This is a genomic window from Arthrobacter sp. TJ-236, from assembly GCF_058269235.1.
Map to the genome: position 1 here is coordinate 1707225 of NZ_JBZCNI010000001.1, position 26480 is coordinate 1733704.

27 protein-coding genes are annotated in these 26480 nt (G+C 70.6%); 10 read left to right on the top strand and 17 right to left on the bottom strand.

The annotated features are described in order from the left end of the window. Positions 1 to 146: 146 nt before the first annotated feature. Positions 147 to 503, top strand: a complete 357-nt coding sequence (locus tag AC4D16_RS08095) for a hypothetical protein (RefSeq protein WP_490954554.1) — start codon at positions 147 to 149, stop codon at positions 501 to 503. A gap of 52 nt (positions 504 to 555) precedes the next feature. Here AC4D16_RS08095 and AC4D16_RS08100 read toward each other — a convergent pair whose 3' ends face one another. The 6 genes from AC4D16_RS08100 to AC4D16_RS08125 form a co-directional block, all read right to left on the bottom strand. Further along, positions 556 to 1005, bottom strand: a complete 450-nt coding sequence (locus tag AC4D16_RS08100) for a hypothetical protein (protein ID WP_490947898.1) — start codon at positions 1003 to 1005, stop codon at positions 556 to 558. A 122-nt stretch (positions 1006 to 1127) separates the two neighbouring features. After that, positions 1128 to 1760: a uracil-DNA glycosylase family protein gene (locus AC4D16_RS08105; RefSeq protein ID WP_490947897.1), complete on the bottom strand. Its 633-nt coding sequence runs from the start codon at positions 1758 to 1760 to the stop codon at positions 1128 to 1130. A gap of 155 nt (positions 1761 to 1915) precedes the next feature. Next, positions 1916 to 3145 carry a D-mannonate dehydratase ManD gene (gene manD / locus AC4D16_RS08110; RefSeq protein WP_490954555.1) on the bottom strand — a complete coding sequence of 410 codons (1230 nt, stop codon included), beginning with the start codon at positions 3143 to 3145 and terminating at the stop codon, positions 1916 to 1918. Continuing rightward, entirely contained in the window at positions 3142 to 4068 is a 927-nt protein-coding gene (locus tag AC4D16_RS08115) for a TolB family protein (RefSeq protein ID WP_490947895.1), read from the bottom strand. Before AC4D16_RS08115 ends, manD begins: the two co-directional genes overlap by 4 nt. Before the next feature lie 77 nt (positions 4069 to 4145). Continuing rightward, entirely contained in the window at positions 4146 to 5273 is a 1128-nt protein-coding gene (locus AC4D16_RS08120; RefSeq protein ID WP_490947894.1) for a Gfo/Idh/MocA family protein, read from the bottom strand. Then, positions 5270 to 6004, bottom strand: a complete 735-nt coding sequence (locus AC4D16_RS08125) for a sugar phosphate isomerase/epimerase family protein (RefSeq protein ID WP_490947893.1) — start codon at positions 6002 to 6004, stop codon at positions 5270 to 5272. Before AC4D16_RS08125 ends, AC4D16_RS08120 begins: the two co-directional genes overlap by 4 nt. A gap of 113 nt (positions 6005 to 6117) precedes the next feature. Here AC4D16_RS08125 and AC4D16_RS08130 point away from each other — a divergent pair, with 113 nt between their 5' ends. Together AC4D16_RS08130 and AC4D16_RS08135 are read left to right on the top strand one after the other, a co-directional pair. Further along, the gene (locus AC4D16_RS08130) at positions 6118 to 7161 is read left to right on the top strand and encodes a LacI family DNA-binding transcriptional regulator (protein WP_490954556.1); all 1044 of its coding nucleotides are present in this window, start codon (positions 6118 to 6120) and stop codon (positions 7159 to 7161) included. A 145-nt stretch (positions 7162 to 7306) separates the two neighbouring features. Next, complete coding sequence (locus AC4D16_RS08135) at positions 7307 to 8557, top strand: ATP-grasp domain-containing protein (protein ID WP_490954557.1); 1251 nt, start codon at positions 7307 to 7309, stop codon at positions 8555 to 8557. On the opposite strand, the gene murJ is transcribed toward AC4D16_RS08135, so the two are convergent. After that, positions 8473 to 9993, bottom strand: coding sequence for a murein biosynthesis integral membrane protein MurJ (murJ, locus tag AC4D16_RS08140; protein ID WP_490947890.1), 1521 nt, complete (start codon positions 9991 to 9993; stop codon positions 8473 to 8475). The genes AC4D16_RS08135 and murJ overlap by 85 nt on opposite strands. A gap of 143 nt (positions 9994 to 10136) precedes the next feature. Between murJ and AC4D16_RS08145 the strand changes: the two genes are divergently transcribed. The 3 genes from AC4D16_RS08145 to AC4D16_RS08155 all read left to right on the top strand — a co-directional run bounded on the left by AC4D16_RS08145 (position 10137) and on the right by AC4D16_RS08155 (position 11682). Continuing rightward, positions 10137 to 10619 (top strand): MOSC domain-containing protein, encoded by a 483-nt coding sequence (locus AC4D16_RS08145; RefSeq protein WP_490954558.1) that lies wholly within the window; start codon positions 10137 to 10139, stop codon positions 10617 to 10619. A 208-nt stretch (positions 10620 to 10827) separates the two neighbouring features. Next, the gene (locus tag AC4D16_RS08150) at positions 10828 to 11238 is read left to right on the top strand and encodes a hypothetical protein (RefSeq protein ID WP_490954559.1); all 411 of its coding nucleotides are present in this window, start codon (positions 10828 to 10830) and stop codon (positions 11236 to 11238) included. 21 nt (positions 11239 to 11259) lie between these two features. After that, positions 11260 to 11682, top strand: coding sequence for a pentapeptide repeat-containing protein (locus AC4D16_RS08155; RefSeq protein WP_490954560.1), 423 nt, complete (start codon positions 11260 to 11262; stop codon positions 11680 to 11682). Here the strand turns inward: AC4D16_RS08155 and AC4D16_RS08160 are convergent. Together AC4D16_RS08160 and AC4D16_RS08165 are read right to left on the bottom strand one after the other, a co-directional pair. Next, complete coding sequence (locus AC4D16_RS08160) at positions 11670 to 12410, bottom strand: DinB family protein (protein WP_490947886.1); 741 nt, start codon at positions 12408 to 12410, stop codon at positions 11670 to 11672. The two genes, AC4D16_RS08155 and AC4D16_RS08160, sit on opposite strands and share 13 nt — an antisense overlap. 105 nt (positions 12411 to 12515) lie before the next feature. Beyond that, positions 12516 to 13532, bottom strand: a complete 1017-nt coding sequence (locus tag AC4D16_RS08165; RefSeq protein ID WP_490954561.1) for a LacI family DNA-binding transcriptional regulator — start codon at positions 13530 to 13532, stop codon at positions 12516 to 12518. A gap of 154 nt (positions 13533 to 13686) precedes the next feature. Here AC4D16_RS08165 and AC4D16_RS08170 point away from each other — a divergent pair, with 154 nt between their 5' ends. From AC4D16_RS08170 to AC4D16_RS08185, 4 genes are all read left to right on the top strand, one after another. Then, positions 13687 to 14271, top strand: a complete 585-nt coding sequence (locus tag AC4D16_RS08170) for a LacI family DNA-binding transcriptional regulator (protein WP_490954562.1) — start codon at positions 13687 to 13689, stop codon at positions 14269 to 14271. Position 14272: 1 nt separating this feature from the next. Further along, positions 14273 to 15532, top strand: coding sequence for an MFS transporter (locus AC4D16_RS08175; protein ID WP_490954563.1), 1260 nt, complete (start codon positions 14273 to 14275; stop codon positions 15530 to 15532). Between the two features lie 66 nt (positions 15533 to 15598). Next, a complete protein-coding gene (locus AC4D16_RS08180; RefSeq protein WP_490954564.1) occupies positions 15599 to 16081 on the top strand; it encodes a tetratricopeptide repeat protein in 483 nt (160 codons plus the stop codon). 4 nt (positions 16082 to 16085) lie between these two features. After that, positions 16086 to 16511: an NUDIX hydrolase gene (locus AC4D16_RS08185; RefSeq protein WP_490947881.1), complete on the top strand. Its 426-nt coding sequence runs from the start codon at positions 16086 to 16088 to the stop codon at positions 16509 to 16511. A 135-nt stretch (positions 16512 to 16646) separates the two neighbouring features. Here AC4D16_RS08185 and AC4D16_RS08190 read toward each other — a convergent pair whose 3' ends face one another. The 8 genes from AC4D16_RS08190 to AC4D16_RS08225 form a co-directional block, all read right to left on the bottom strand. Beyond that, positions 16647 to 17189 (bottom strand): AAA family ATPase, encoded by a 543-nt coding sequence (locus AC4D16_RS08190; protein ID WP_490954565.1) that lies wholly within the window; start codon positions 17187 to 17189, stop codon positions 16647 to 16649. Between the two features lie 38 nt (positions 17190 to 17227). Further along, a complete protein-coding gene (locus AC4D16_RS08195) occupies positions 17228 to 18145 on the bottom strand; it encodes an ROK family protein (protein ID WP_490954566.1) in 918 nt (305 codons plus the stop codon). Continuing rightward, entirely contained in the window at positions 18142 to 20745 is a 2604-nt protein-coding gene (locus AC4D16_RS08200; RefSeq protein ID WP_490954567.1) for a glycoside hydrolase family 2 protein, read from the bottom strand. The genes AC4D16_RS08195 and AC4D16_RS08200 overlap by 4 nt, the downstream gene beginning before the upstream one ends. A gap of 81 nt (positions 20746 to 20826) precedes the next feature. Next, complete coding sequence (locus AC4D16_RS08205) at positions 20827 to 21618, bottom strand: ABC transporter ATP-binding protein (RefSeq protein WP_490954568.1); 792 nt, start codon at positions 21616 to 21618, stop codon at positions 20827 to 20829. Beyond that, positions 21615 to 22460, bottom strand: coding sequence for an ABC transporter ATP-binding protein (locus AC4D16_RS08210; protein WP_490954690.1), 846 nt, complete (start codon positions 22458 to 22460; stop codon positions 21615 to 21617). Before AC4D16_RS08210 ends, AC4D16_RS08205 begins: the two co-directional genes overlap by 4 nt. A 152-nt stretch (positions 22461 to 22612) precedes the next feature. Beyond that, positions 22613 to 23572 carry an ABC transporter permease gene (locus tag AC4D16_RS08215; protein ID WP_490947876.1) on the bottom strand — a complete coding sequence of 320 codons (960 nt, stop codon included), beginning with the start codon at positions 23570 to 23572 and terminating at the stop codon, positions 22613 to 22615. Positions 23573 to 23579: 7 nt separating this feature from the next. Further along, a complete protein-coding gene (locus tag AC4D16_RS08220) occupies positions 23580 to 24569 on the bottom strand; it encodes an ABC transporter permease (RefSeq protein ID WP_490947875.1) in 990 nt (329 codons plus the stop codon). Between the two features lie 99 nt (positions 24570 to 24668). Further along, complete coding sequence (locus AC4D16_RS08225) at positions 24669 to 26372, bottom strand: ABC transporter substrate-binding protein (RefSeq protein ID WP_490954569.1); 1704 nt, start codon at positions 26370 to 26372, stop codon at positions 24669 to 24671. Positions 26373 to 26480: the final 108 nt, after the last annotated feature.

Below are 26480 nucleotides of genomic sequence, written 5' to 3' on the forward strand. Positions count from 1 at the left end.
ACCGGGGTGTCGCGCCGATCTTGCGGAATTCCTGCGTCCTGACGGCGGTCGGCGCCCGGATCGCGATGACAAAATTACTCCGACGGAGCACACGCCATCGGAAATCCCCTGTCGCGGCGATCGAAGTCAGAAGAGGTCTCAAGTCGATGAGTACACCACGCCCGCCCGCTGCCGGGGGATCTGCGGCCCACACCCGTCCCACGCTCCTCGTCATGACCGGTGGTCGCGAGGCCGAGCGCACGGGAGCCATGGCCGACCGCCTGGCACTGGAGACCGAGCATCTCATCGAGGCCCTGGAGGAATCGGTGGCGCGGCTGGCGCTCGCCCACCGGGCCAGCACGCCGCTGGTCCAGGACCAGATCGCCGACGACGAGGCGTTCGCCTGGGTGCAGCAGTCCATCGAGGACGTCTCGGCCACCCTGCGCGGCCTGTCCCTCGGCCGGGTGTCCGTGGACGACGGTTCCACCGAGACCGCACTGCGATCGGTCAGTAACCCCGCCTGATCTGCCTCACGAGTGCCTCTGACGCAGTACTGACGCGCGTTGCCCGGTGACCTCAGGCGGCGTCGGGAACGTACTGCTCGTACTGTTCGAGAGTTCCGTCCACCACGGGCATCTCGATGTCGGTCACGGTGCCGGCGACGCTCAGGGAGAGCACCGTCCTGGCTCCCGCGGCGTCGTCCGACGTCCGCAGCATCGCCTCGTTCGTGTCCAGCGGCAACTCGCCGTCAGCGGGCACCGTGAGTTCGAGGCGGTCGTCGTCGTCCTCGACGACCACGATCACCTCGTCCTCCGTGCCGTTGACGAGTGTTCCGAGCAAGCGCGCCGGCTCGCCCTCCCCCGCCGTCACGAGCAGCATGCTGCGGACCTCGATGTCCCCGACCGAGCCGTCGGAGCCAACGGCGATAGCGGCCCGTGATTCCTCGGCGGGCGTGCCGCAGGCGGCGATCGAGACGAGTGCGGCAGCGGCTGTGAGGGCGTGCAGGACGCCGGTGGAGCGACGCATCGGGTTCCTTCCGTGGGAGGTGGGGTCGCTCACCACTCTAGGGAGGCACCGTGTCGGTGCGGGTCTCGATGCCGCAACGTTTCCGCCGGCCGGACGGAAACGGGCGGAAGACGTCGGGCGGATCAGATGGACTGACGCGCCCGGATCCCGGCCCTGCCCATGGCATCCGTGTACGCGGACTGGATGTCCTTGAGCCACAGTTCCTGGTTCGCCGGGGTGCCCTTGAAGGCACGCTCCCCGGGCGAGCGGACCTCGTAGATCTTGAAGCCCCGCTTCGCGATGGCCCTGTTCTCGAGCTTCATGAGGCGGCGGGCGGCCTTGTGGGCGTCTGCTCCGTGCGCCACCAGCGCCGATGCGCGGGGGACCTGCTGCAGGAAGGTGAGGAGCGGCTTCACGCCGTCGGCGATCTGGTCCATGGTGAGCGCGCGGTCCTTGCCCTCGGGCAGGTACCAGGGGTGTGCGTTCCACGGCATGATGGCGTCGGGACGCAGGCCCACGGCCTCGTAGATCTGCGCCATGCGGATGCTGCTGGGGTCATCGTTCTCGAAGGAGACGAAGCCGGACGGCAGGGATGCCCCGGGGTTGGAGAAGAGACTCACGATCTTGCAGCCGTCGACGTCGTGGACGGGGTCGATGTACGGCACCTCGGAGCCCGGCTTCGCCTCGGCCAGGGTGTCGCACAACCGGTTGACGTCCTCGATCTGCGGATCGTATCGCTGTTCCCACTGCTGGGCCCTGTACGTGGGGTCTGCCATGCGCTGTACCAATTCCGCCTCCTCGCGGACGGCGCCAGAGGTGGCGCGAACATGTCCGCAGACTCCAAGACTACGCCAGTCGCCGTCGGGCGCCTTCGACGCGCGCCCTGACGGCAGCCCGGCGACGGGCCCTGACCGCTGCGCGGCGCTCTCGCTCACCAGTCGTGGACGGTGCCGTCGGAGAGGCGGTTGTAGGGCAGGTAGGCCTGCTGGTAGGGGAACGACGCCGCGGCCTCCTCGTTGAGCTCCACGCCCAGGCCCGGCGTGTCGCCGGGGTGCAGGAAGCCGTCCGTGAACGTCATGGACTGCTCGAACACCGTGGTGGTCTTCTCGCTGTGCTCCATGTACTCCTGGATCCCGAAATTGTGGATCGCGAGCCCCACGTGCGACTGCGCCGCCAACCCCACCGGTGACACGTCCGTGGGCCCGTGGAACCCCGACTTGATCTGGTACTGCGCCGCGTAGTCCATGACCTTCTTCAACGGGCTGATCCCACCGAAGTGCGTGGACGCCGCCCGCACGTAGTCGATGAGCTGCTCGCGGATCAACGTCTGGAAGTCGAAGACCGTGTTGAAGACCTCACCCACCGCCAACGGTGTGGTGGTGTGCTGCCGGATCAGCCGGAACGCGTCCTGGTTCTCCGCCGGCGTCACGTCCTCCAGCCAGAACAGGTCATACGGTTCCAGCGACGTCCCGAGCTTCGCGGCCTGGATCGGCGTCAGCCGGTGGTGCGCATCGTGGAGCAGCGGCAGTTCCGGACCGAACTCGTTGCGGACCGCCTCGAACACGGTGGGGATGTGCCGCAGGTACGCCCGGGTGTCCCAGTCCTCCTCCATGGGCTGCGCGCCCCGGCCCGCCGGCTCGAAGTCGTACCGCTCCCCCGTCGCCTGGGCCTGCGCAGCCACCCCGTAGAGCGCGGTGACACCCGGCACCGAAGTCTGCACCCGGATGGACGTGTAGCCCTCCTCCAGGTGGTGCCGGATCGAGTCGAACAACTCCGGGATGTCCCGGCCGGAAGCATGCCCGTAGGTGCGCAGCGCCGTCCGCGACGCACCTCCCAGCAGCTGATAGACCGGCATGCCGGCGGCCTTGCCCTTGATGTCCCAGAGCGCCATGTCGACCGCGGCGATGGCGGCCATCGTCACCGGACCCCGACGCCAGTACGCACTGCGGTACAGGAACTGCCACGTGTCCTCGATGCGGTGGGGGTCACGGCCGATGAGCAGCTGGGTGACGTGCTCCGTCAGGTAGGACGCCACCGCGAGCTCACGCCCGTTCAGCGTCGCGTCCCCCAGGCCCGTCAGCCCCTCGTCCGTCGTGATCTTCAACGTCACGAAATTACGGCTCGGGCTCGTCACGATCACATCGGCAGCAACGATCTTCATGCGTCCTCCTGGGGGTAGTCCACGTAGGCGAAGCGCCGGCTGTCCGGCGCCCAGCTGTTGACGTTCACCGTGCCCTGGCCGCCGAACAGCGCGACGGCGTCCCAGGCGTTGCGCGCGTCGGCGTCCGCCACGCGCAGCACCACGGGCTCGTTCCCGGGGTGCCCCTGAACCCCGGGCGCGTAGCTCAGGTAGACGAGGCGGCTGCCGTCGGGTGCGAGGTGCGGGAACCAGTTGACCCGCTCGTCGTGCGTCAGCTGCTCCACGCCGCTCCCGTCCGGGCGCATGCGGAAGAGCTGCGAGTGCCCGGGCGTGGTGGCGGCCCGCTCCGAGTTGAAGTACAGCCACCGGCCGTCCGGGCTGTACTCGACGCCGTCATGCGGGCGGTCCGTCTCGGTGAGCCGCCGGGTGGCGCCGTCGGCCACGTCCACCGCATAGATGTCGTGGGCGGGGTCGCTCTTCGCGCGGCCCACGTGCACGAGCGTGCGTCCGTCCGGCGAGACGCCGTGGAGGTACCGGGCGTGGAGGCCGTCGTCGGGCCTCGTGACCCTACGGGCGTCCCCGCCCTCGGTCGGCACCTCGTACAGATGGCCGTCCTGCGAGGAGAGGTAGAGGAAGCGGCCGTCCGCGGAGAGCACGTGATCGTTGTTCGCGTCGGTGACCGTCCCGGTGAACAGCACCCGCGGCTGACCACCGGCCGCAGCGGCCGTGCGGTAGAGCAGTCCGTCGCAGTTGAAGACGAGCCAGGCGCCGTCGGGCGTCCAGTTCGGCGCCTCGATGACGAAGTCCTCGGTCTCGAAGACGCACGAGGACGTCCGCGTGCCCACATCGAACACCATGAGGCGTGCACGTTGCCCCGGGAGCAGTCGGCGCCACGGCCCCGCGGCGTGACGCGGCCCGTCCGTCGTCGTGGTTCGCTCGTTCACCGTCGTCCTCCCGCGTGGCCCTGGGCAGCTCGGTCCCGAGGGGGCGGCGCCGCGGACGTCCGCAGCGCCTGCCCGGCTCAGGAGAGGGTGGAGGCGAACGGGTCCCAGTCCTCGGGCAGGGGCTCCGCGGCGGTGGCCGTGCTGGAGAGCGAGACGAACTCGCCGGCATCCACACTCTCCGAGATGGAGACCATCGCGTCGAGGACGTGGAAGGCCATCTCGCCCTGCGCGCGGTGCGGGCGGCCCTCGCGGAGCGCCCGTGCCATCTCGAGGACGCCGCTGCCGCGCGTGGAGGTCGCACCGACGGCGGGGATGGTCTCCGGCTCGTCGGAGCCGCGACGCGTGATCGTGAGGTCTCCGGTGAAGTTGTTCGGGTCAGGGAACGCGAGCGTGCCCTCGGTCCCGGTGACCTCCACGAAGCCTGCGCGCTTGAGCGGAGAGTCGAAGCTGAAGATGCTCTGCGAGGACTCCCCGTTGGCGAACTGCGCGATCGCGCTGACGTGGGACGGCACGGTGACGTCGAAGACCTCGCCGGCCTTCGGACCCGATCCGATGGTCCGCGTCTCGCGGGACTTCGAGCCGAACCCGGCCACCTTCGTGATGGCGCCGAAGGTCTGCACGAGGGTGGTCAGGTAGTAGGGGCCGATGTCGAACAGCGGACCGGCCCCCTCCTGGAAGAGGAACGCGGGGTTCGGGTGCCAGGACTCCGGGCCGGGCGACTGCATCAGGGTCAGCGCCGTCAAGGGGACGCCGATGTCACCGCGCGCCACGAGCCGCAGTGCGGTCTGCAGCCCGGCCCCGAGGAAGGTGTCCGGTGCGCAGCCGAGACGCAGGCCGGCCGCGTCCGCGGCCTTCAGCAGCCCGAGCCCGCTCTCGCGATCGAGCGAGAAGGGCTTCTCGCTCCACACGTGCTTGCCGGCGGCGACGGCGGCGGTGGCCACCTCGACGTGCGCCGCGGGGATGGTCAGGTTGACCACGATCTCGACGTCGGGGTGGTTCAGGGCGTCCTGGACGCCACCGGAGGCGGCGACGCCGAACTCGGCGGCGCGGGTCGCGGCGACCTCCTCGAACATGTCGGCGACGATGTGCACCGTCACGTCGGGGAAGCCGGTCAGGTTGGTCAGGTACTCCTTGCTGATGACCCCGGCGCCGATGACGGCGACTCCCACGGGCCCTGTGCGCTGGGTGTGCACGGCGTCGCTCATTTCTTTCCCTCGTTCAGGTAGGTGAGGCTGTCGGCGACGGCCGTGAAGACGTCCCCGTCGAAGTCGTCGAGTTCCACCACGGCGGCCTCGAGGCCCGGAACGGCGTCCAGCACGTCCCAGACGCGCATGGAGCCGTGACCGACGGCCACCTGCTCCCTGTCGTTCTTGGTGAGCGGGCCGTCCTTGATGTGGACGAAGCGCACGCGGTCACCCAGGCGGCGCAGCAGCTCGGCGGGGTCTTCGCCGCCCACGGCGGCCCAGTAGGTGTCCACTTCGAGGACCACGGCCGGGTCGAGGTGGCGGGCGAGCACCTCCAGCCCGGAGACGCCGTCGATGCGCTCCTCGAGCTCGAACTCGTGGTTGTGGTAGCCGACGGTGATGCCGTACTCGGCACCCTTGCGCGCGGCGGCGTTGAGCGCCTCGGCGGTGGCCTTGATGTCGGCTTCGGCGGTCCAGTGGCTGCGCTCCACGTGGGGATCGATCACGGTGCCGATGCCGAGCTTCCGCGCGGCCTCGAAGATCTCGTCCTGGTCGGCGCGGAGCAGGGGCGCGTGTCCCGAGGGGGCGCTGAGGCCGTTGGCGAAGAGGGCTTCGGCGAGTTCGTCCGCGGTGGCCACGAAGTTGTAGGGCTCCACCGCGGTGTAGCCGAGATCGGCCACGCGCTTGATGGTGCCGGGGAGGTCCGCCCCCATCGCTGTCCGCAGTGTGTAGAGCTGGAGTGAGTACGTCACTGGAGGGTCTCCTCGTCGAGATCGGGGTGGAACTGAACCGGTTCAGGCACTACGACGAACCTAGGTGATATGTGGAAGGGGGTCAAGGAATTCCTCGCGCTAGGGTGGTGCCCATGGCCAGAGAGACGATAGCGAGCCTCGCCAAGAGGCTCGGCATCTCGAAGGCCTCCGTGTCCTACGCCCTCAACGGCCAGCCCGGCGTCAGCGAGCTCACGCGGCGCCGCGTCCTGGACCTCGCCGAGGAGCTCGACTGGTACCCCAGTTCCTCCGCCCGCGCCCTCTCCCGCTCACGCGCCGGCGCCGTGGGCATGGTGCTCTCGGCGGACCCCCACCTCCTCGGCACCGAGCCGTACCACATGGGCCTCCTCGCGGGCATCGAGACCGCACTGGCGGAGGGCGATCTCGCGCTGATGCTCCGCATGGTCACGAAGGACCCGGCCCACGAGCGCGCCACCTACGAACGGTGGGCCGGCGAGCGCAAGGTGGACGGCGTGCTGCTCTTCGACCACCTGCGCGAGGATCCCCGCCCCGCGCTCCTGGAGCGTCTCGGGCTCCCGTTCGTGCTGCACGGCGCCCCGATGTCCACGGCGCCGCACGGCTTCTCCAGCACGACGGCGGACCACGCCGCGGATTCCGCCACCATCCTCGACCACCTGCGCGGGCTCGGGCACCGGCGGATCGCGCACGTCTCCGGCCCGCAGCTGTACCTCCACGAGGAGGAGCGCATCCGGCACGTCCGCCGGTGCGCCGAGCAGTACGGCCTGGAGGTGGTGCACCACGAGGCCGACTACTCCCTCGAGTCCGGGCGGCACGCGGTCACCGCGCTCCTCGGCGGGGCATCCGGTGACGCCTCCGGTGGGGGATCCGGTGAGCGACCCACCGCCGTCGTCGTCGGGAACGACCTCATGTCCATGGGGGCCCTGCTGGCCCTCCGCGCGCTGGGCCTGCGCTGCCCCGAGGACGTGATGCTGGTGAGCTGGGACGATTCGCTGCACTGCCAGCTCTCCTCCCCCGGCGTCACCTCGCTCGCGCGGAACCCGTGGCGCCAGGGGCGGGTGGCGGCCGAACTGCTGCTGGCTCTGCTGGACAACGGGCAGCCCCGGACACAGGCCATGCCACCGAGCGAACTCGTGGTGCGGGCGAGCACCGCCGCGTGAGCGCTTCGGAATAGTCGCGTCTTCCGCTGTGTCGCTCATCTTGCTCTCATCCGTGCTGGTTAGCCTGAGCAGGTACGGCTTCCCGCCGTGACCTGCAGCCGGTGACTACCTGGGGATCGCCGGCCGAACCACGAGTGAGGTACGCATGCGAGATCACCAGGGCCCCGAGTCCGCCCACGGCCGCCCGCGGGTGCTGATCGTCGCGACCGGCAGGGACCGCGGTGCACTGGCAGCCGTCCGCGCCTTCCACGCCGCAGGATGGTTCGTGGGCGTCGGCACGCCCGAGGGCGGCGGCGTCCTCGGCTCGTCGTCGGCCTGCGACGCCACCTACGTGGTCCCGAGACCACGGAACGACGGCCTGGCCTTCATCGCCGGCTTGAACGCCGCCGCGGCGGACGGCTACGACCTCGTGTTCGGCGGGGGCGACGACTGGATGGCCGCGCTCTCCGCCTACCGCGGCGAACTCCTCCTGCGCGTGGCGCACCCCGCGTTCGACGTCGTCGAGACGGTCCTCGACAAGGTGCGGCTCGGTGAGTACGCCGCGAAGGTGGGGCTTGCCGCCCCCCACACCGAAGTGGCCACCGACGAGGCGCTCGCGCACTGGGACGGCCCCGTGGTCGTGAAGTGCCGGGAGCACTGGGCACCCCAGCAGACCCGCCCGCTGCGCATCGAGGCCAAGCGTTTCGCCTCCGCCGACGCCGCGCGGCCCCAGGTCGAGCGCATCCGCGCCGCAGGAGCCCGCCCCGTGCTGCAGGCGCCGATCACCGGGACGCTCGGGGCCGTCATCGGCGTGTTCCACGAGGGCCGTCTGCTCGGCCGGACACAGCAGGTCTCGCCGCACCTCTGGCCCACACCGAACGGCGCCTCGGCGCGCGCCGTCACCGTCCCCGTGGACGAGGAGCTCGCCGCAACGGTGGAGGCCCTGCTGCTCGAGCTGGGATGGCACGGCCTCGTGGAACTCCAGTTCCTCACGGGCGCCGACGGCGTACCCCACCTGATCGATCTCAACGGCCGCTTCTTCGGCTCCCTCGCGCTCGCGGAGTCCGCCGTCGACGGCCTGGTGCGCACCTGGGGCGAGACCGTCCTCGGTGTGGACACTCCGCACCTCGCGGACGGCGCGGCCGGACGCCGGTACTCGTGGTTCGCCGGGGATCTGCGGCGTGCGCGCCTCGAGCGGCGGAACGGCCTGCTGCTCGACGTCGCCTCCACCGTCCGGTGGTCCCTCACCGCCCGGCACAGCACGTGGAGCCCGCAGGACCCGTGGCCCTCCCTGACGCTGGCGCTCGGCAGGGTGGGTGGCCGTCGCTACGTTCAGGTCCTGCGGCGGGCCGCGCGCAGCATGTCCAGAGGGACCAGGCGCTCCGGTGCCCGCAGGAGTACCAGCCCGGCGATGTAGACGGCGAGGACACCCACGCCGACCACGGCACCGACGAGCAGCGGCGCTCCGCCGTCGAGGAGAGCGAGCAGGCCGGCGCCGCTTCCCATCGCCACCGAGCCGATGACCACGGCCCGGACCAGGAGCTTCCGCGTGCGCGCGCCGTCCACCGCCCCGTGCCGCCGTGCGAGCAGCACGCCGTTCGCAGCGGCCGCCGCCACGAGGGAGACGCTCGTGGCGAGCGCGATGCCCGCCACCCCCATCACGGGTGCCAGCAGGAGGTCCCCGACGACGTTCACGACCATCGCGGCGAGCGCCACGAGCACGGGCGCCCGGGCATCTCCCAGGGCGTAGGACGTACTCACGAACACCTGCCGGACGCCCATCGCCACGAGCGCGGGGGCGTACCAGAGCACCGCGACGGCGGTGGCAGCGGCGTCGTCCTCCGTGAACGCGCCCCGCCCGTAGGCCACCCGGACGAGAGGGAGCGCCGCCACCACCAGGACCAGGGTCAGCGGGACCAGGACGGTGACGGTGACGGACAGGCCGCGGGTGACGAGGCGCCGGATCTCCGGCGCGTTGCCGGCCGCCGCGCCGAGAGCTGGGTAGAGCGGCACGAGCAGCGAGGCGATGAGCAGGGTCTCCGGGAGGTTCACCAGGCGCCAGCCGTAGGAGAGCGCGGTGATGGCGCCGTCCCCCAGGGTGGAGCCGACCGCCCGGTCCACGAGCGAGTTGACGTTGCCGATCGCGCTACCCACGAGCAGGGGCGGCATGAGGCGGGCGATCTCCCGGAAGCCGCGATCACGCAGCGCGAACCGGGGGCGGATCCGCAGGCCGATCCCGCGCAGTGGCGGGAACTGGAGGAGCAGGCGGGCGGCCGATCCCACCACGAAGCCGACGGCGAGGGCCTGGATACCGAACCGCGGCCCGAAGAGCCCGGCAGCGCCGATCATGATGATGTTGAAGGGCACGCCCTGCAGCGAGGACCAGACCACGCGCTGGTGGGCCTGCGCCACGGCGGCCAGGAGGTCCGTCCCCGCCACGAGCACCACGGCGAGCAGCATGATCCGGGTGAGCGTCACGGCGAGGTCCGCCTGCTCGCCCTCGAAGCCGGGAGCGAGCACGGCGGTGATCGGGGCGGCCAGCAGGCCGACGACGACGGCGCCGAGTCCCAGCACGATCATGGCGACCGTGATCGAGGTGTCGAAGGAGCGGTGACCGCGGCAGGTATCGCCCTCGGCGGCGACCTCGCGGGAGACCACCGGGATGACGGAGCGGGCCATCGCGTACGCGATCAGCCCCAGCACGACGTTCATCAGGCCCTGCGCCACGAGGTAGGCGTCGAGCTCGGGGCCCGCGCCGTAGACCGCGGCGATGACGACGTCGCGCACGAAGCCGAAGACCGTGGAGACCGCCGTCAGGGCGGTGACGACGACGGCGGCACGGGACACGCTCACTTCCGCCGCCTCCTGATGCGTGCCCGGTTCGGATCCCGATCATTCTGGCACGGCCGGGCCGTTCCTCCGTGCGTCACCCCGCCGGTCCTCCCTCCGGCGTGGGGCCGGGCGTAGGGTCGGACCACGGCTTCATCAAGGAACGCGTGCCCTCGATCCTGCTGGTCGACGGCATGGGGGTGCAAGGTGATGCCCACGCGGGTGGAACCGTCCAGCACCTCTCACGCGTCCGTGCCGATCCCACCCGGCCCAATCTGCGGCAGGTGCACCTGATCCCCGCCGAATTGTTCGACGACCTCGAGCGGGACGGCTTCACCGTGGGACCCGGTGACCTGGGCGAGAACATCACCACCCGCGGCGTCGATCTCCACGCCCTCCCCGTCGGCACCCTGCTGCTCGCCGGCCCCGACGCCGTGATCGAGGTGCACGGCCTGCGGAACCCCTGCTGGCAGATCGACCGCTTCCAGGACGGACTCCTCAGGGCGGTGCTCCCACGGGACAGCGACGGGACCGTGCACCGACGAGCGGGGGTCATGGGCACCGTGCACCGCGGAGGTGTCATCACGGCCGGCGACGCCCTGACAGTCGAGTTACCCGCGACCCCTCATCGACCCCTCGAGTGCGTCTGACCCCCGGCGCCGTCACCCGGACGCGTACCGCAGCGCGGTGCTAGGTTGGATCGCAGTGACATCCTTCTTCTTCCTGTGACGTCGAGTCCCTCCAGCAGCTCCCCGGCGCTTCCCTCGGAAGCGGTGATCCCGTGCGCCCCGGAAGGGAACTCCTTCGTGAGTTCCCCTGGCACCCGGACCCCCGCCGATCCCACCCGGAGAAGACATCATGAGCACACCCTCCACCAGCCACCCCACCTCCCCCGCCGAACGCCGGCACCTTCGCCCTGACTGCAGCCGGTGCTTCGCCCTGTGCTGCACGGCCCTCGGTTTCTCCCGCAGCGCGGACTTCGCCGTCGACAAGCCCGCCGGGACTCCCTGCCGAAACCTCGACGCCCGATTCTCCTGCACCATCCACGACAGCCTGCGCCCGCGAGGCTTCACGGGATGCACCGTCTTCGACTGCTTCGGAGCCGGCCAGAACGTCGCGCAGAACCTCTTCGAGGGGGTCAGCTGGCGCGCGGCACCCGAGACGGCCCCTGCCATGTTCGCCGCCTTCGCGACAGCCCGGAAGCTGCACGAGATGCTCTGGTACCTGGCCGAGGCAGCGGTCAGGACCTTCGATCCGGAGACGTCGTAGGCGGCGACGCGGCTGGGCTCGATGATTGAGGCGGCCCTGACCGACAGGCAGCGGATCACGGCCCTGGACGTCGACGAGGTGCACATAGAGGTGCGTGCGGTCCTGATGGACGTCAGCGAGGAGGTGCGCTCCTCCTACCTCGCGACGGGCGGTGAGCACCTCGGCGCCGAGCTCGTCCCCGGATCCGACCTGATGGGGCGGCGGTTGTCGCGGAGGTCCCTGTGCGGTGCCGACCTCCGGGGTGCCTACCTCATCGCCGCGGACCTGCGGGGCAGCGACCTCTCGGGCGCGGACCTCCTGGGCGCGGATCTACGGGACGCCCGCCTCGACGGCGCCGACCTGTCGACGTCCCTGTACCTGACGCAGGCGCAGGTCGCGGCCGCCCGGGGGGATGCGACGACCCTCCTCCCCGGCGATCTCGAGCGACCGCCTCACTGGTCCTGACGGAGGAGCGTGAGGTCTCGCCGGACGTAGCGCAGGTGCGCCCACTCCTCCTCGAGGATCACCCGGAGGCAGTCGCCCACGGTGGGGTGCCAGTCGCCGCCACCCCACGGGTTCTCGCGTTCCTCCGCGAGGAGGTCCTTTGTCGCCGTTGCCAGGACATCGGTGACCTGCTGCTGGCGCTCCTCCCGGACCGCGAGGACCTCCTCGTAGGACGGCGGGTCCTCGCGGAAGATCGACAGGTCGAATCCCGCCTCGGCCGCCCCGGTGAACATCAAACCGATCTCGTGGAACGGCTGCGGTGTCCCGAGGATCCCGCGGCCGAGCCAGGCGTCGGTCGCCAGGACCAGATGCCGCAGGGTCTGGGACAGCGACCACTCGTCCGGCACGTGCGCGTCGACCAGCTCCATCGGGGTATCCGCCACGGTGCCCTGCCACGCTGCCTGCACGGCGAGCCACCCCTCACGCAGGCCGTCGGGGGTCTGCGCCTTCTGCAACTCGCGGCCGGGGAACAGCCGGTTGAGCTCGGCGTCCACCAGCGGCACCACGTCGACCCCGTTGACGAGGAGTCTGCCGAAGAAGAGGTCATGGCTGTCGATGTCGAGTCCGTCCACGTCGACGCCGCGCATGGTCATGCCGCTGACGTCGGAGAACCGGAGGGTGGCACCGCGGAAGCCGGTCCTGACGAAGGTTGCGCCGTCGAACTCTCTCGTACCGAAGTAGGTCGTCATCGCCTCATTGTGGGGTGGACGGGCGTCAGGAGCCAGAGGTGCTGGCCCCGACATCGTCGTCCCGCACGTCCGGTCAGGGCGGCACGGCACCCGTCCCGGCGGCGATCAGGCGGAGTCCCTGATGATCAGCCGGTAGCTCAGCGGCGCCTTCGAGCTGCGGGTCCGCTCGTCAGCTCCGTCCATGATGCTCGCCAGGACATCCACCGCCCGGCGTGCCAGGTCCGACTTGTCGATCGCGAGGGTCGTGAGTTCGGGGGTGACCAGCTCACCGACGTCGAGCCCGTCGATGCCGACGACGCTGATCCTCCCGGGGACCGACACCCCGGCGCGGATCAGGCCCTTGAGGGCGCCGATCGCGAGGATGTCGTTGTAGGCGAGGATGGCGTCCATCGCCGGGTAGCGGTGGAGCAGTTCCGCGGCCGCGACCATCCCGCCGGTGGTGGTCTCCTCGGCGCGGAACTCGGATCCCACGGACCACGGCAGCCCGTGTGCCTGGAGGTACCGCCGGTATGCTGCCCGACGCGCGGAGTCCATCTGCACGGTGTCGATCATCGCGATCTGGCGGCGCCCGGCAGCGACCAGGTGGTCGAGCGCCACCTCGACGCCCGCCGCGTGGTCGAACTCGACGAAGGAATCGAAGCCGTCGTCGGCCGACCCGTCGAGGATGACGGTGGGGATGCCGCTCACGGCGCGCTTGAACACGTCGAGCGGGAGGGCTCCCACGCTGCCCGCCTGGCACCCCGTGATCACGAGGGCGTCGACGCGCCGGAGCAGGGATCGCAGCCGCGCTCCGGCGGTCTCCTCGGTGTCCCCGACGTCGCAGAGGATCACGCTCCATCCGCGCTCCGCGGCGATGCGACTGAGGGCTGCTGCGAGCTCGGGGTAGTAGGGGTTCCGCAGGTCCTCGACGACGAAGCCCACCGTGGTGTCCCTGCCCCTCACCAGGCCCTGCGCCGCCCTGTTGGGCCGGTAGTTCAGGGCGCGCGCGGTGTCGATCACGCGCTGGCGGGTGACGTCGCTGATATCCGGCAGGCCGTTGAGGGCACGGCTGACGGTCTGGCGTGACACCCCGGCTTCCCGTGCGACATCGAGGATCGTCGCGGCCTTCGGTGTGCTTGCCATGCCCGTCAGCCTAGTGCTAGCGTTCCGTGAACGCTCCCGTGAACGTTCACGGACTGCGTCTCACCCCCCACACGGCGGGTATGTGCTGACCCGTCGCACCTTCCCGCTCCCCGCGGTGGCGGACGCGCGGGTCGACGACGACAGGTGGCAGGACATGACAGATGGGGACCACCGGAGTGAACGTGATCTGCGGGCCCCGACGCTCCGGGATGTCGCTCTCCGGGCGGGCGTGTCCGCACAGACCGTCTCGCGCGTGGTGAACAACCAGCCCATGGTGCACCGTGAGACCCGGCGGGCTGTCTGGGCTGCCGTCGGCGAGCTGCGCTATCGACCGAACCGGGCGGCACGAACCCTCGCGACGCGACGCTCGCAGCTGATCGGCGTCGTCCTCCCGGCCGACGGGCGGACCGACCACGGCGCGTCCCTCCTCGCGATCGACCACGCCGCGCAGCAGCGCGGGTACGCCGTCGTCGTCCGGCACATCTCGACGACGGCGCCCGCACTGACCCGGGGACAACTCACCCTGCTCGTGGACCTCGGCGTCGAAGGGCTGATCATCGCGTCCCCCGCAGCGGAGCTCGTCGAGGCGGTCGCGGCACTCGCCGCTCCGGTCCCCGTCGCCTATCTCGACGCGGCCCCGGACGCCGGCCACAGCCCGGACTCCTGGTACGGGCAGGCCGCGAGGACCGCCGTCGACCAACTCGTGGCCCTCGGCCACGAGCGCACCCGGAAGGCCTGACATGACCGCCACCCGATCCCCGTCCCTGCGGCCCGGCCGCGACCCCGAGCGCGCACGCCTCGGCGTCAACGTGCTGTTCTTCACCAACGGCGCGATCTTCGCGAGCATCCTCCCCCGGTACCCGGAGATCAAGGAGGCACTGGACCTCACGAACACGGCGTTCGGCGCCGCCGTGGCCGCCTTCCCCCTCGGCGCCCTGGTGGCGGGACTCGCCGCCGGCGCCCTGATCCGGCGGTTCCGGTCCTCGCGCGTGGCGATCGTCGCGACCCTCCTGTGCGCGGCCGGGATCCTGCTGGCGGGCACGGGCACCAGCTGGCTGCTGCTGGCCGGCGGCCTCTTCCTCGCGGGGGCGATGGACTCCATCACGGACGTCGCCCAGAACTCCCACGGGTTGCGCGTGCAGAAGCTGTACGAGCGCTCCATCCTCAACTCCTTCCACGCGGTCTGGAGCATCGGCGCCGTCGGCGGAGGGGCGGTGGGAGCACTCGCGGCGCAATCGGGCACGCCTCTCGCACTCCACCTGGGGCTCACCGCCGTGGTCTTCGGGGTGGCCGCCTGCGCCATCTACCCGCTTCTGCTCGCCGGACCGGAACCGGACGAGGAACCGGACCGAGATCCGGCCGAGGAACCCGGGGTGGAACCAGAGGGGGAACCCGCAACGGACGGGCGGACGGCGGACCGCCGGGACCGCCGCTCGCCCGCTGTGGCCGGGTACGCCGTCCTCCTCGCGCTCGTCGTCATCGCCTCCTCCGGTGCCATCGTGGAGGACGCCGGGAGCTCGTGGGCCGCCATCTACCTCAGCGGCTCACTCGCCGCCTCGTCCTTCACCGCCGGGCTCGGGTTCATCGCCCTCCAGGGCATGCAGTTCGTCGGGCGGCTGATGGGGGACCGCCTGGTGGACCGCTTCGGCCAGCGGCTCATCGCGCGCCTCGGAGGGCTGTGCGTCCTGCTGGGGATGGGCGGAGCACTCGCGTTCCCCAGCATCCCGACCACGATCGTCGGCTTCGGCCTCGCCGGACTGGGCGTGGCGACGCTCATCCCCGCGGCGATGCACGCAGCGGACGAGCTGCCCGGGTTCCGAGCCGGGACCGGGCTGACCCTCATCAGTTGGCTCCTGCGCCTCGGGTTCCTCGTCTCGCCGCCGGTCATCGGCGCCGTCTCCGACGCGACCGAGCTGCGGTACGGGCTCCTGATCGTCCCGTTCGCGGGTCTGCTCGTGATCATCCTGGCCCGCGTCCTGTCCCCGAGGGCACGGGCCTGACGTGCCCGTCGCGCGCCGCACGTCGCGGCGCGCGTGAGCTGCCCGTCCGTCTGACAGGCTGGTCAGATGGACGACGCGACGCTGCAGCAGAGGATCGAACGCTTCTACGAGCAGGAGTTCGACGACGACGACCCCGCGGGCACCGTCGCGCGGATGACAGACCTCCTCGCCGACCGGCCGGAGGGCGACGCCGAGGCCCTCTTCGAACGAGCTGGTGTGCACGACGCCCTGGGGCTGGAGGAGCAGGCCATCCCCCTCTACCGCCGCGCGATCGACGCCGGGCTGGAGGGTGAGAGCTCTCTCCGCGCGCCGATCCAGCTGGCAAGCTCCCTCCGCAACGTGGGCGGTGCGGCCGAGGCCGTCACGATCCTCGAGGGCATGCCCCCTGCGGGCCCCGACGAGAGCGCCCGTCTGGCCTTCCTCGCCCTCGCCCTGCACGACGACGGGAGGCACGGCGATGCCCTGAGGACGGCCTTGCTGGCACTGATACCCACGCTCGACGGCTACAAGCGCTCGCTCACCGAGTACGCGGCAGAGCTGCGCGGCTGACCGGGTGGGTGTCGACCTGCTCGCGGCGAGTACGCGGGAAATCACGGCGGCGGCATCGGCGGCGGATGATCCCCGTCAACGGGCCGCGTTGGACGAGATCCAGCACCACCTCCGCGAATTCGGACAGGACGCCCTCCGGGAGTTCCGCGAGGAGTCGGGCATCACCGGCGAGACCTGGTTCTCCCCTGTAGTTCTCGACGCGGACATCCACGCCCTGTCCCCGTCCTTCGGGCCCTGCACCAGCCACCTCGACCTTGCGTACGCCGCCGTGGTCCCGCGCAGCGCCGGGATGAGCGTCAGCGCGGAGAGCGAGGATCTCCAGTGGTGGCCGCTCGATGCCCTGCCCCCGGGCGGCGTCGGCGGCCTCGCGGAACGCGCCGACCGCGTGCTGCGCATGGTCGAACGGCAGCGTCGCTCCGGCGGCACCTGAGGTGTGACGAAAGCGGGGAGGGTGTGAGGACGGGACCGGCGAGGGTGCGGTCGTGAACGGATCACGGCGAGTTCGCCACGGTCGTGACGACGCAGGCCCTCCTCGCCCTCCCGCCGGCCTGACCGGCCTCCCGCGTCAGGAACTCCCGGGGCCCTGCGGCGCGAGCGCCCACGCCGCGATGGTCGCGGCGACCTCGGCCGGCGGGACGCCCACGGTGTCCACCACGTGCGCCTCCGCACCCAGCCAGGAGCGGATGGCCTCGTCGTACGGCTCGAGGTACCGGAGCCGGAACGAGGACGGGCCGAGCACGGAATCGTCCATGATCCGCGCGCGCAGCGTGTCCTGGTCCGCGTGCAGCACGACGTGCCGGACCGGCACCCCGTACGAGGCGAGGCCCTCACTGATCTCGCGCCAGTACTCCTCGACCAGCACGGTCATGGGAATCACGAGCGTGCCGCCGGTGTACTCGAGGATGCGCCGGGCCGTCTCGACCACGAGCGGCCGCCAGGGCGGCCAGTGCTGGAAGTTGTCGGTCTCGGGCAGCCCCGGGTACACGTCCATCAGCGTCTCGCCGACCTTCTCGGCGTCGAACACCTGCGAGTCCGGGATCAGCTGCTGCACGAGCCGGGCGGTGGTCGTCTTCCCTGCGCCGTGGGTGCCGTTCAGCCAGACGATCATGGGCCCATGCTAGCCACGGCGGCCCCGACGACGGTCGCCTACCCGGCCGCCGCGAGTGCCGCGCCGAGCGCCAAGGCGTCGCCTGCGAGCGAGAGCGCCCCCCGCACGCCCGACTCGTCGGCCAGGGCCGGCGCCACCACGTAGCCGCTGGCCATGTCCGTGAGCGGATGGTCGCCGAGCGCGCCCCCCACCAGGACGGCGAGCTGCGCACGCACGGCGTCGAGCAGCCCGGGCGTCTTCAGCACCCCACCCCCCGCGATGATGCGCTGCGGTGCCGCCGCGTACGTGACCGTGGCCAGGAGCTGCGCGATGTAGTAGGCGGAGAGTGCGACGGCGTCGCGGCGCAGCGGACCGAGGTCCGTCCCGGGCCGCCCCCAGCGGGCGGTGATCGACGGACCGGAGGCGAGGCCCTCCAGGCAGTCGCCGTGGAACGGGCAGACTCCCGCGAAGGTGTCGGCGGGGTGCCGCCGGATCACCAGGTGACCCATCTCGGGGTGGCTGCGCAGCGTGAAGGGCGCACCGTTGACCACGATCCCGGCGCCGATCCCCGTTCCGACCGTCACGTAGGCGACGTCGTCGACCCCGCGGCCGGCACCGAAGCGGTGCTCACCGAGCGCCGCCCCCGTCACGTCCGTGACGACCCGCACGGGGGTCCCGGGTGCCAGCCGGAGGTTCGCCACCAGATCGGTGTCCTGCCAGCCGGGCTTCGGGGTCGACGTGATCCACCCGAAGCGGGGCGACGAGGCATCCACCTCCACCGGGCCGAAGGAGGCGATACCGACGGCGTCGAACCTGCCGCGGACGGCGTGGGGCGCGAGGAACTCGCGGATGGCACCCAGGGTGCGCTCGGGCGTGGTGGTGTCGATGCGCGCCTGGTCCACGAAGGTGCCGGGTTGCAGCGGGTCCGCGACGGCGCAGATCACCTTGGTGCCGCCGGTCTCGATGCCCGCGATCACCGTGGTACATCCCCTGGTGCCGCCGACGCCGCGCGGGAGCCGGACGCTCCCGCACCGCTGAGCGCGGCACTGTCACCGATGCACCGGATGATCGGCGAGCGCTCGGCGACCGCGAGGTCACCCCCGGAGAGCGCGCCGCCGTCGCGCCTGCTGACGGTGAGGACGGCGGTCTCCCCGGGCAGGAGCGTCAGCATCATCTCGTCAACCGCGAGCTCGCGTGCCGGTACGTCCAGCGCGTCGGCCAGCCGGTCCGCGAAGAGGCAGAGGTCACGGAGCAGCGTGTGTGCCTCGATGGATACCCGCACCACGCCGTCGGCGGCAACGGCGTGGGCCGTGAAGGACGGTTCGGCGATCACGAGGTCGGCGTCGGGCGCGAAGAACCACGTGGAACGCAGCCCGTCGACATCCGCCACGAGGAACTCGGACGTACTCGCCACGGCGAAGGACGCCGGCAGCGGCCCCCGCGCGGTGCCGTCGGCCGCGGCGGTGAGGGTGATCGCCTCCGAGGCGATCACCTCGCCCTCCATGGTCAGGCGGCGCACGACGACGTCGGCCGTCCACGCGGCGAGGCCGTCGTTGACGATCACGACCTCGAGGCCGTCCGGTCCGGTGGGATCGGACGTGCCGCCCGCCGTGACCGGCACGATCGCCAGTAGGTGGTCGGCGAAGGAGCGGCGGAGCGCATACCAGACGGGCTTCTCGATGCCGTCGCCGTCCACCGCGGACCAGCTGAGCACGGGCCAGCAGTCGTTGAGCTGCCAGATGACCACGCCGGCGCACCGCTCGCGGGTCCGCAACCACTCGGCACCGGCGGCCTGCGAGCGCGCCTGCACCATCTGCGTCAGGTAGTGCCAGTCCTCCGCGGCGGTGGGCTCGCCGAAGTAGGGAGCCATGCCGCGGGCCAGTTTCTCCATGCCGTCCGCGGCACGCATGTGGTGGGCCACCTGCGGGTTGTCCGGCACGAGGTCACCCTCGGTCACGACCCTGCGGAGGGTGGACCAGGCCGGGGGCGCGCACCAGCCCATCTCGGACACGAAGGGCGGATCGACATCGCGGTAGTGCACGTAGTCGACGTTGTTCCAGACCTCCCAGATGTGCACGGGCCCGGACTCGCGGCCGTTGGGGTGCTCGTCCAGCGACCCGGACCACGGGCTGTTCGGGACGTACGGGCGGGAGGGGTCCAGGCGCGCGATGACGCCGGGCAGCACGTCGGTGTAGAAGGCCGCGCCGTAGGGCCGGTCCTCCAGGATCTCGGGCCAACCCCAGTCGTACATGCCCCACACGCACTCGTTGCCGCCGCACCAGATCACGAGGCTCGGGTGCGAGGAGAGCCTCGCCACGGCCTGCTCGGCCTCGGTGGTGACGGCCGCGATCATCGCCTCGGACTCGTCGTACGCGGCGCACGCGAACAGGAAGTCGTGCCAGACCATGAGGCCGCGCTCGTCGCAGCCCGCCATGAACTCCTCGGTGGAGAAGTAGCCGCCGCCCCAGACGCGCAGCAGGTTCGCGCCTCCCGCCACGGCCTGGTCGAGGCGCTCGCCCAGGCGCTCCTCGGTGACCTCGGCGATGAAGGGATCATCGGGAATCCAGTTGTAGCCGCGCGCACGCACGCGCCGGCCGTTGACGACGAGCGCCCAGCGTGAACCGAGGGCGTCGGGCTCCTCCTCCACCACCACCGTGCGCAGGCCGATCCGCCGCTCACCCACCGCGTGGGCGCCGCCGTCGTCGTGCACCTCGACGTGGAGACCGTAGAGCGGCTGGCCGCCGAGGCCCACGGGCCACCACAGCTCGGGGTTCTCGACCGTGAGGTAGAGTACGGTGTCCTCGCCCGCCACAGGCACGGTGACCCGCGCGGCCTCGCCGCCGTCGGGCGCCGTCAGCACGCCGGTCACGCGGAGGCCCGCCGCCGCGGCGGCCGTCTCCAGACCCACGCTCACGGAGACGCGGGCCGATCCGCCGTCGAGCGCGACGGCGGGGCGAATCGACGCGATGCGCGCGCGGGTCCACGCCTCCAGGCGGATGGGCTGCCAGATGCCGGCGGTGACGTAGTGCGGCCCCCAGTCCCAGCCGAAGTTGCACGCGCTCTTGCGGACGAACGGGTACGGCTCGTCGTACGGGCGGGGCAGCTCGCCGACCTCCGCCTCGCAGGCGTGCGCGGCGTCCCAGGCGGAGCCGAACGTGATCTCGAGCAGGTTCTCCCCCCGGATCAGCAGGTGCGCCACGTTCCAGCGGTAGGCGATGTGCTGATCCGCCGTCGTGGCCACCTCGTGCCCGTTCAGGCGGACGGTCGCGAAGGTGTCGAGGCCCTCGGCGACCAGTTCCAGGCGGTCCCCGGCAGGCTCCCCGTTCCAGTCGAAGCGCCTGGCGTAGGTCCAGAGCGAGTGCCCGATCCACATCTGGTCGGCCTCCCGCAGCCCCACGTCGGGATCGTTGAGCAGACCGGCGGACAGCAGATCGGTGTGCACCTGGCCGGGCACGGTCGCGGCGATGGCCTCGCGGGAGGTCGCGTACGACGGCGAGCCCTCCGGTCCGTCGGTCCAGATGAGCTGCCAGGCGCCGCCGAGGTCGAGGGACTGCGGGGCGGGGGTGGGAACGTTCATGCACGTGCTCCAGGTGGTTCGGGCGGCGCCGGTGCGGCGCCGGTGTGGTCTCGGTGTGTCGGTGCTGGGTGCCCGGGCGGGTCAGGCGCTGAGGCGTTTCTCCGGGTTGGGTGCGGCCTCCGCGAGGAGCCGCGTGTACTCGTGCTGGGGATTCAGGATCACGTCGTCGGCCGGTCCGCGCTCCACGATCTCCCCCTTGTACATCACCAGGATGTCGTCGGAGAAGTGGCGGGCGGTCGCGAGGTCGTGCGTGATGTAGAAGACGCCGAGGTTCTCCTCGCGCTGCAGGTCGGCCAGCAGGTTGAGCACGCCGAGGCGGATCGAGACGTCGAGCATCGAGACGGGTTCGTCCGCCACGAGGATCTTCGGCTCGGGTGCCAGCGCACGGGCGATCGCGATGCGCTGACGCTGGCCGCCGGAGAGTTCGTGCGGCTTGCGCTCGGCCATGTCCGGGTCGAGCCGCACGCGTTCCAGCAGCGCGGTCACGCCGGCCATGACCTCCTCGCGGCCCGTGGCCTTGCCGTGCAGGATCAGCGGCCGCCCGATGTGGTGGGCGATCGAGTGGTACGGGTTCAGGGAGGCGAACGGGTCCTGGAACACCATCTGCACGTCGCTGCGGTACTGGCGGAGGCCCGCCCCGCGGCGTCGCACCGGCTCGCCGTCGAGCATGATGCTGCCCGAGGTCGGCTTCTCCAGCTGCATGAGCAGCTTCGCGAGCGTCGACTTCCCGCTGCCGCTCTGGCCCACGAGGGCAACCGTGCGGCCGCTCTCGATCGAGAAGCTGACGTTGTTCACGGCCTTCAGGACGCTGGACCTCATGCCCTCGCGGAGCTTGTACTCCTTGACGAGGTCCTGGACGGCGAGGGTGCTCATGGGCGGTCTCCGTTCTGGGTCCGGGAGCCGCCGCGGATGAAGTCGCCGCGCGCTCCCGTGAGGCTGGGGAAGGACGCCAGCAGGCGATTCGTGTACTCGTGCTGCGGGTTGGTGTACAGCTCCACGGCGTCGCCGAGCTCCACGATCTCGCCCTCGCGCATCACCGCGATGCGGTCGCTGATCTCGAGCAGCAGCGGGAGGTCGTGGGTGATGAAGATGACCGCGAACCCGAGGTCCGCGCGCAGCCGCGTGATCTCCCGGAGGATCTCCCGCTGCACCACGACGTCGAGGGCCGTGGTGGGCTCGTCCATGATCATGACCTGAGGGTCCAGCGCCATGGCCATGGCGATCATGACGCGCTGCCGCATGCCGCCCGAGAGCTCGTGCGGGTAGGAGCGCAGCCGCCCGCGGTCCACGCCCACGCGCTCGAGGAGGTCGCCGCACTTCGCGCGGCGTTCCTTCTTCGACAGGTCCGGGCGGTGGGTGGAGAAGATGTCCTCCATCTGCCGCTGGATGGTGATGACGGGGTTGAGCGAGTTCATGGCGCCCTGGAACACCATGGCGATCTTGTCCCAGCGGAAGGCCCGCAGCTCCTCGCCGCTGAGCTCGTTGAGGTCGATCGAGTAGCCCTCGCGGGAGTGGAAGTGCGCGCTCCCGCCGGTGATCACGGCCGGCGGCTTGAGCAGCCGGTTGATACCGTAGGCGAGCGTCGACTTGCCGCACCCGCTCTCGCCGGCGAGTCCGAGGATCTCGCCGCGCCCGAGGGAGAGGGTCACGTTCTTCACGGCCTTCACCACGCGCTCACCCTTGTACTCGACGCTGAAGTCGTCGATGGTCAGCACGGGGTGCTCGCGCGCCTGGGCGGCGCGCTGTCCGCGCTCGTCGCGGTCGGGGCGCACGACGTCGTCGTGCCCTGCTGTGGAGGACGCGCGCCCCTCCGCGCGATCACCGAGGTCCTCGATGCTGACGGCGTGGGCACCGCGGTCCGCGCCGCTCACAGGGCATCGTCCTTCGTGGCCGCACGGAGCTCGGCCTTGCTGATCTTCCACGAACGCCGCGCGGCGCGGGTCTGGGAGCGCAGCTTCGGGTTGATGATCTCGTCGATCGAGAAGTTGATGAGCGCCAGTGCCGCGCCGAACAGGGCGATCATGAGTCCCGGCGGCACGAACCACCACCAGGCACCCAGCCGGAGTGCGAGGCCGTTCTGTGCGTAGTAGAGCATGGTGCCCCAGGTGAAGGAATCCGCGGCGCCGAGGCCGAGGAAGGAGAGCCCCGCCTCGCCGAGGATGGCGAAGATGATGGCGAAGACCACCTGCGAGGCGAGCAGCGGGATCAGGTTCGGGAGGATCTCGACGCCCAGGATGCGCCAGGACTTCTCACCGGAGACCCGCGCCGCGGCCACGTAGTCGCGGTTGCGCACGCTCAGGGTGAAGCCGCGCAGCACGCGGGCGGAGCCTGCCCAGCCCGTGAGCGCCAGCACCACGGAGACCAGAAGGATGCTCTTCTCGGGCACGTAGCTGGAGATGATGATGACCAGCGGCAGCCCGGGGATCACGAGCATCACGTTGCTGAACAGCGAGAAGGACTCGTCGAGCCAGCCGCCGAAGTAGGCGCCGATGATGCCGAAGAAGGCCGAGAGGAAGAGTGTCAGCACGCCCACGATCAGGCCGACCGTGAGGGAGCCGCGCGTGGCGTGGGCCAGCTGCGCGAAGACGTCCTGTCCGGTCTGGGTGGTGCCGAGGAGGTAGCCGTCCGCGGGGCCGGCGAGCCCCACGTTGTTGACCTCCGACGGATCTCCGACGAGGAACGGGGCGACGATCCCGAAGAGGGTGATGCCGCCGGCGATCGCGAGGCCGATCGCGAGCTTCGGCGTCATGGGGGGCAGGGAGCGCTTCGGCCGGGTGGACCGGGCGCTCGCCGCGGCGATCCCCGGATCCTGGGTGGTGGTTGTCATGGCGATCCTAGGTTCGGGCCCGGGTGCGGGGATCGATGAACGAGTAGAGGAGGTCGACGATCAGGTTGGCCCCGAGGACGGACAGCGTGATCACGAGGAACAGGCCCTGCATGAGCGAGTAGTCGTTGCTGCCGACGGCGTTGAGCAGGGCCGAGCCGATGCCCGGGTAGGAGAACACCGCTTCGGTGACGATGGAACCGGCCACCACGAAACCGAGCGAGATCGCGAAACCCGCCACGGACGGCAGGACGGCGTTGCGCGCGGCGTAGGTGGTCATGATGCGGCGCGGGCGGAGACCCTTGGCCTCGGCGGTGAGGATGTAGTCCTCGGAGAGCGTGGACACCATCATGTTGCGCATGCCGAGCATCCAGCCGCCCACCGAGGAGATCACGATGGTGAGCGCGGGCAGCGTGCCGTAGTAGACGACGCTGCCGATGAACGCGAGGTTCCAGCCCGGGCGCACCTCGTAGACGTTGTACCCGCCGTTGAGCGGGAAGAGGTCCCACATGCCGCCGAGGACGAACAGCAGGATCAGCGCGAGCCAGAAGTAGGGCACGGACTGCAGCATGGTGGTCACGGGGATCAGGTTGTCCAGCCACGAGCCGCGTTTCCAGCCCGCGAGCATGCCGAGCGCCACGCCGAGCACGAAGGAGATGACCGTGGCGATGCCGATCAGCCCGATGGTCCACGGCAGGGTCTGGCCGATGATGTCGGTGACGGAGGCCGGGAAGAAGGCCACCGAGGTACCGAGGTCGAGGGTGACGAGCTTCCCGAGGTACTGCCAGTACTGCACGAGGAGCGGGGCGTCGGTGTTGGTCCCGAGGAGCAGCTCCACCGCCTCGCGAGCCTCGGGCGTCACGGGACCGCGCTGGGCGAGCTTGGCGAGCATGATGTCCACCGGGTTGCCCGGCAGAAGGCGGGGGAGGAAGAAGTTGACCGTCAGGGCGGCCCAGAAGGCCACGAGGTAGAACCCGAGCTTCTGAAGGATGTATTTCATGGGGAGGGACTTTCCACGGCTGGTCGGGTACGGGCCGGCCGTCGGGCGGGAGTCCCTGGGGACACCCCACTCGACGGCCGGCGCCGGCCTGGAGGACTGTTACTCGGCAGGCGTGATGCTCTTCAGCACGATCCCGTTGTCCCAGGCCTTCCAGGTGGCCGCGAGGGCGTAGGGGTCCTCGTTGGTGGGCCAGCCGGTGGCGCGCTCCGTGTTGAACTCGGTGAGCAGGGAGTTCACGTAGATGGGGATGTACGGCATGTCCCGGACGATCTCCTCCTGGATGATCCCGTACTGCTCCTTCTGCACCGCTTCGTCGTTCGTGGAGCGTGCGGCCGCCAGGGCCTCGTCCACCACCGGGTTGGAGTAGCGCGCGGTGTTGTTGTTCAGCGCGGACTCACCCACCGGCGTCGTGTTCGCCGAGTTGTACCACTTCTCGTACGCGTAGTACGGGTTGTTGGAGGGCTGCAGGCCGATCGATTCCAGCGTGAGCTGGTACTGGCCGATGTTGAGGTTGTTCACCCACTCGTTGTAGGTGATGGCCGTGGGGTTGAGCTCGATCCCCACCTCGCGGAGCTGCTGCGACATGGCGCCGTTCAGCGAGATGAAGTCGCTGTACCCGGTGACCGTCTGGATGCTGAGCGTGAGGCGCTCGCCGTCCTTCTCGCGGATGCCGTCACTGCCCTCGGTCCAGCCGGCCTCCTCGAGGATCTGCCGGGCTTCCTCGACGTTCGCGGTGGCCGGGGTCTCGGCGTTCTCGGGATCGGCGATCCAATCGGCGTCGCGCTCCGGGAGCACGAGCGTGGGCGATGCCGTTCCGGCGAAGCCGCCGCCGGCCAGCGCGTTCAGCTGCTCGCGGTCGATGCCCTGGTAGATCGCCTGGCGGACGGCCGGGTCCGTCTGCGGGCCCTCGCAACCGAGTTCCTCGTTGGAGCAGGTGAAGATCGAGGCAGTCAGGGCCGGGGTGTTGACGTAGGAGAGGCTCTCGTTGTCGGCGAGGATCTGCTCCAGGCCGGGGAGGAACGAGCTCATCCAGTCCACCTCGCCCGCGAGGAGGGCGCCGGTCGCGGCGTCGGCCGTGTCGAGGGAGATGTACCGGACCTCGTCGATGGCGGGCTTCCCCTCCTCCCAGTAGAGGTCGTTCTTCTCGAGGAGGTAGCTCTGCGCCGTGAAGTCGGCGACCTTGAACGGGCCCGTGCCCACGGGGTTCGAGTTGATCTCCGTGATGGGGTCCGCCACGTTCTCCCAGATGTGTGCCGGGACGATCCCGCGGTTGCCGAGCACGCTCGGCTCCTGCATGAAGGAGTTCTCCTCGAAGGTCAACACCACCGTGGTGTCGTCGGTGGCCACGGCCGTGGCGGCGAGGCCGGTGGTGTTCAGCTCCGGGGTCTCGTTCACGAGGTTGAAGGTGAAGGCGACGTCGTTCGCCGTGAACGGCTCGCCGTCGGACCACTGGACACCGGCGCGGGTCTTGATGGTCAGTTCCGTGCCGTCCTCGTTCCAGCTGAACGACTCGGCCAGGAGGGGCGTGGGCGGCTCGTCGGAGGCCGCGTTGTACCAGAACAGCGGCTCGAAGATGACGCCCAGCGTGGGCTGGAGCGCCGTCGAGGAGAAGGGGTTGAAGTTCTCGGAGATGGTGCCGGTCGCTCCGTTGAAGACGGTGATCGCGGTGCTCTCCGAGCCACCGTTCTCGTTCGCCGCTCCCCCGCCGCCACCGGCACAGCCGCTGAGGGTGAGGGTTGCGACGCCGAGCATCGCCGCGGCGGCCAGGCCCAGTCGCCTGCGGCCCGAGAGTGTTGAGGACATCTTTGTACCTTTCATCTGTGGCGGCGACGATGCCGCGGACAGGCCGACCGGATGGACCGGGACGAACCGTTGACTACTTTCTTAGGCCACTTTATTATCTAAGTCAAG

Coding starts and splice junctions, on each gene's coding strand:
- AC4D16_RS08095 (WP_490954554.1), top strand. CDS start 147: ATGAGTACACCACGCCCGCCCGCTGCCGGGGGATCTGCGGCCCACACC.
- AC4D16_RS08100 (WP_490947898.1), bottom strand. CDS start 1,005: ATGCGTCGCTCCACCGGCGTCCTGCACGCCCTCACAGCCGCTGCCGCA.
- AC4D16_RS08105 (WP_490947897.1), bottom strand. CDS start 1,760: ATGGCAGACCCCACGTACAGGGCCCAGCAGTGGGAACAGCGATACGAT.
- manD (WP_490954555.1), bottom strand. CDS start 3,145: ATGAAGATCGTTGCTGCCGATGTGATCGTGACGAGCCCGAGCCGTAAT.
- AC4D16_RS08120 (WP_490947894.1), bottom strand. CDS start 5,273: ATGAGCGACGCCGTGCACACCCAGCGCACAGGGCCCGTGGGAGTCGCC.
- AC4D16_RS08130 (WP_490954556.1), top strand. CDS start 6,118: ATGGCCAGAGAGACGATAGCGAGCCTCGCCAAGAGGCTCGGCATCTCG.
- AC4D16_RS08135 (WP_490954557.1), top strand. CDS start 7,307: ATGCGAGATCACCAGGGCCCCGAGTCCGCCCACGGCCGCCCGCGGGTG.
- AC4D16_RS08150 (WP_490954559.1), top strand. CDS start 10,828: ATGAGCACACCCTCCACCAGCCACCCCACCTCCCCCGCCGAACGCCGG.
- AC4D16_RS08155 (WP_490954560.1), top strand. CDS start 11,260: ATGATTGAGGCGGCCCTGACCGACAGGCAGCGGATCACGGCCCTGGAC.
- AC4D16_RS08160 (WP_490947886.1), bottom strand. CDS start 12,410: ATGACGACCTACTTCGGTACGAGAGAGTTCGACGGCGCAACCTTCGTC.
- AC4D16_RS08165 (WP_490954561.1), bottom strand. CDS start 13,532: ATGGCAAGCACACCGAAGGCCGCGACGATCCTCGATGTCGCACGGGAA.
- AC4D16_RS08170 (WP_490954562.1), top strand. CDS start 13,687: ATGACAGATGGGGACCACCGGAGTGAACGTGATCTGCGGGCCCCGACG.
- AC4D16_RS08175 (WP_490954563.1), top strand. CDS start 14,273: ATGACCGCCACCCGATCCCCGTCCCTGCGGCCCGGCCGCGACCCCGAG.
- AC4D16_RS08180 (WP_490954564.1), top strand. CDS start 15,599: ATGGACGACGCGACGCTGCAGCAGAGGATCGAACGCTTCTACGAGCAG.
- AC4D16_RS08190 (WP_490954565.1), bottom strand. CDS start 17,189: ATGATCGTCTGGCTGAACGGCACCCACGGCGCAGGGAAGACGACCACC.
- AC4D16_RS08200 (WP_490954567.1), bottom strand. CDS start 20,745: ATGAACGTTCCCACCCCCGCCCCGCAGTCCCTCGACCTCGGCGGCGCC.
- AC4D16_RS08205 (WP_490954568.1), bottom strand. CDS start 21,618: ATGAGCACCCTCGCCGTCCAGGACCTCGTCAAGGAGTACAAGCTCCGC.
- AC4D16_RS08215 (WP_490947876.1), bottom strand. CDS start 23,572: ATGACAACCACCACCCAGGATCCGGGGATCGCCGCGGCGAGCGCCCGG.
- AC4D16_RS08220 (WP_490947875.1), bottom strand. CDS start 24,569: ATGAAATACATCCTTCAGAAGCTCGGGTTCTACCTCGTGGCCTTCTGG.
- AC4D16_RS08225 (WP_490954569.1), bottom strand. CDS start 26,372: ATGTCCTCAACACTCTCGGGCCGCAGGCGACTGGGCCTGGCCGCCGCG.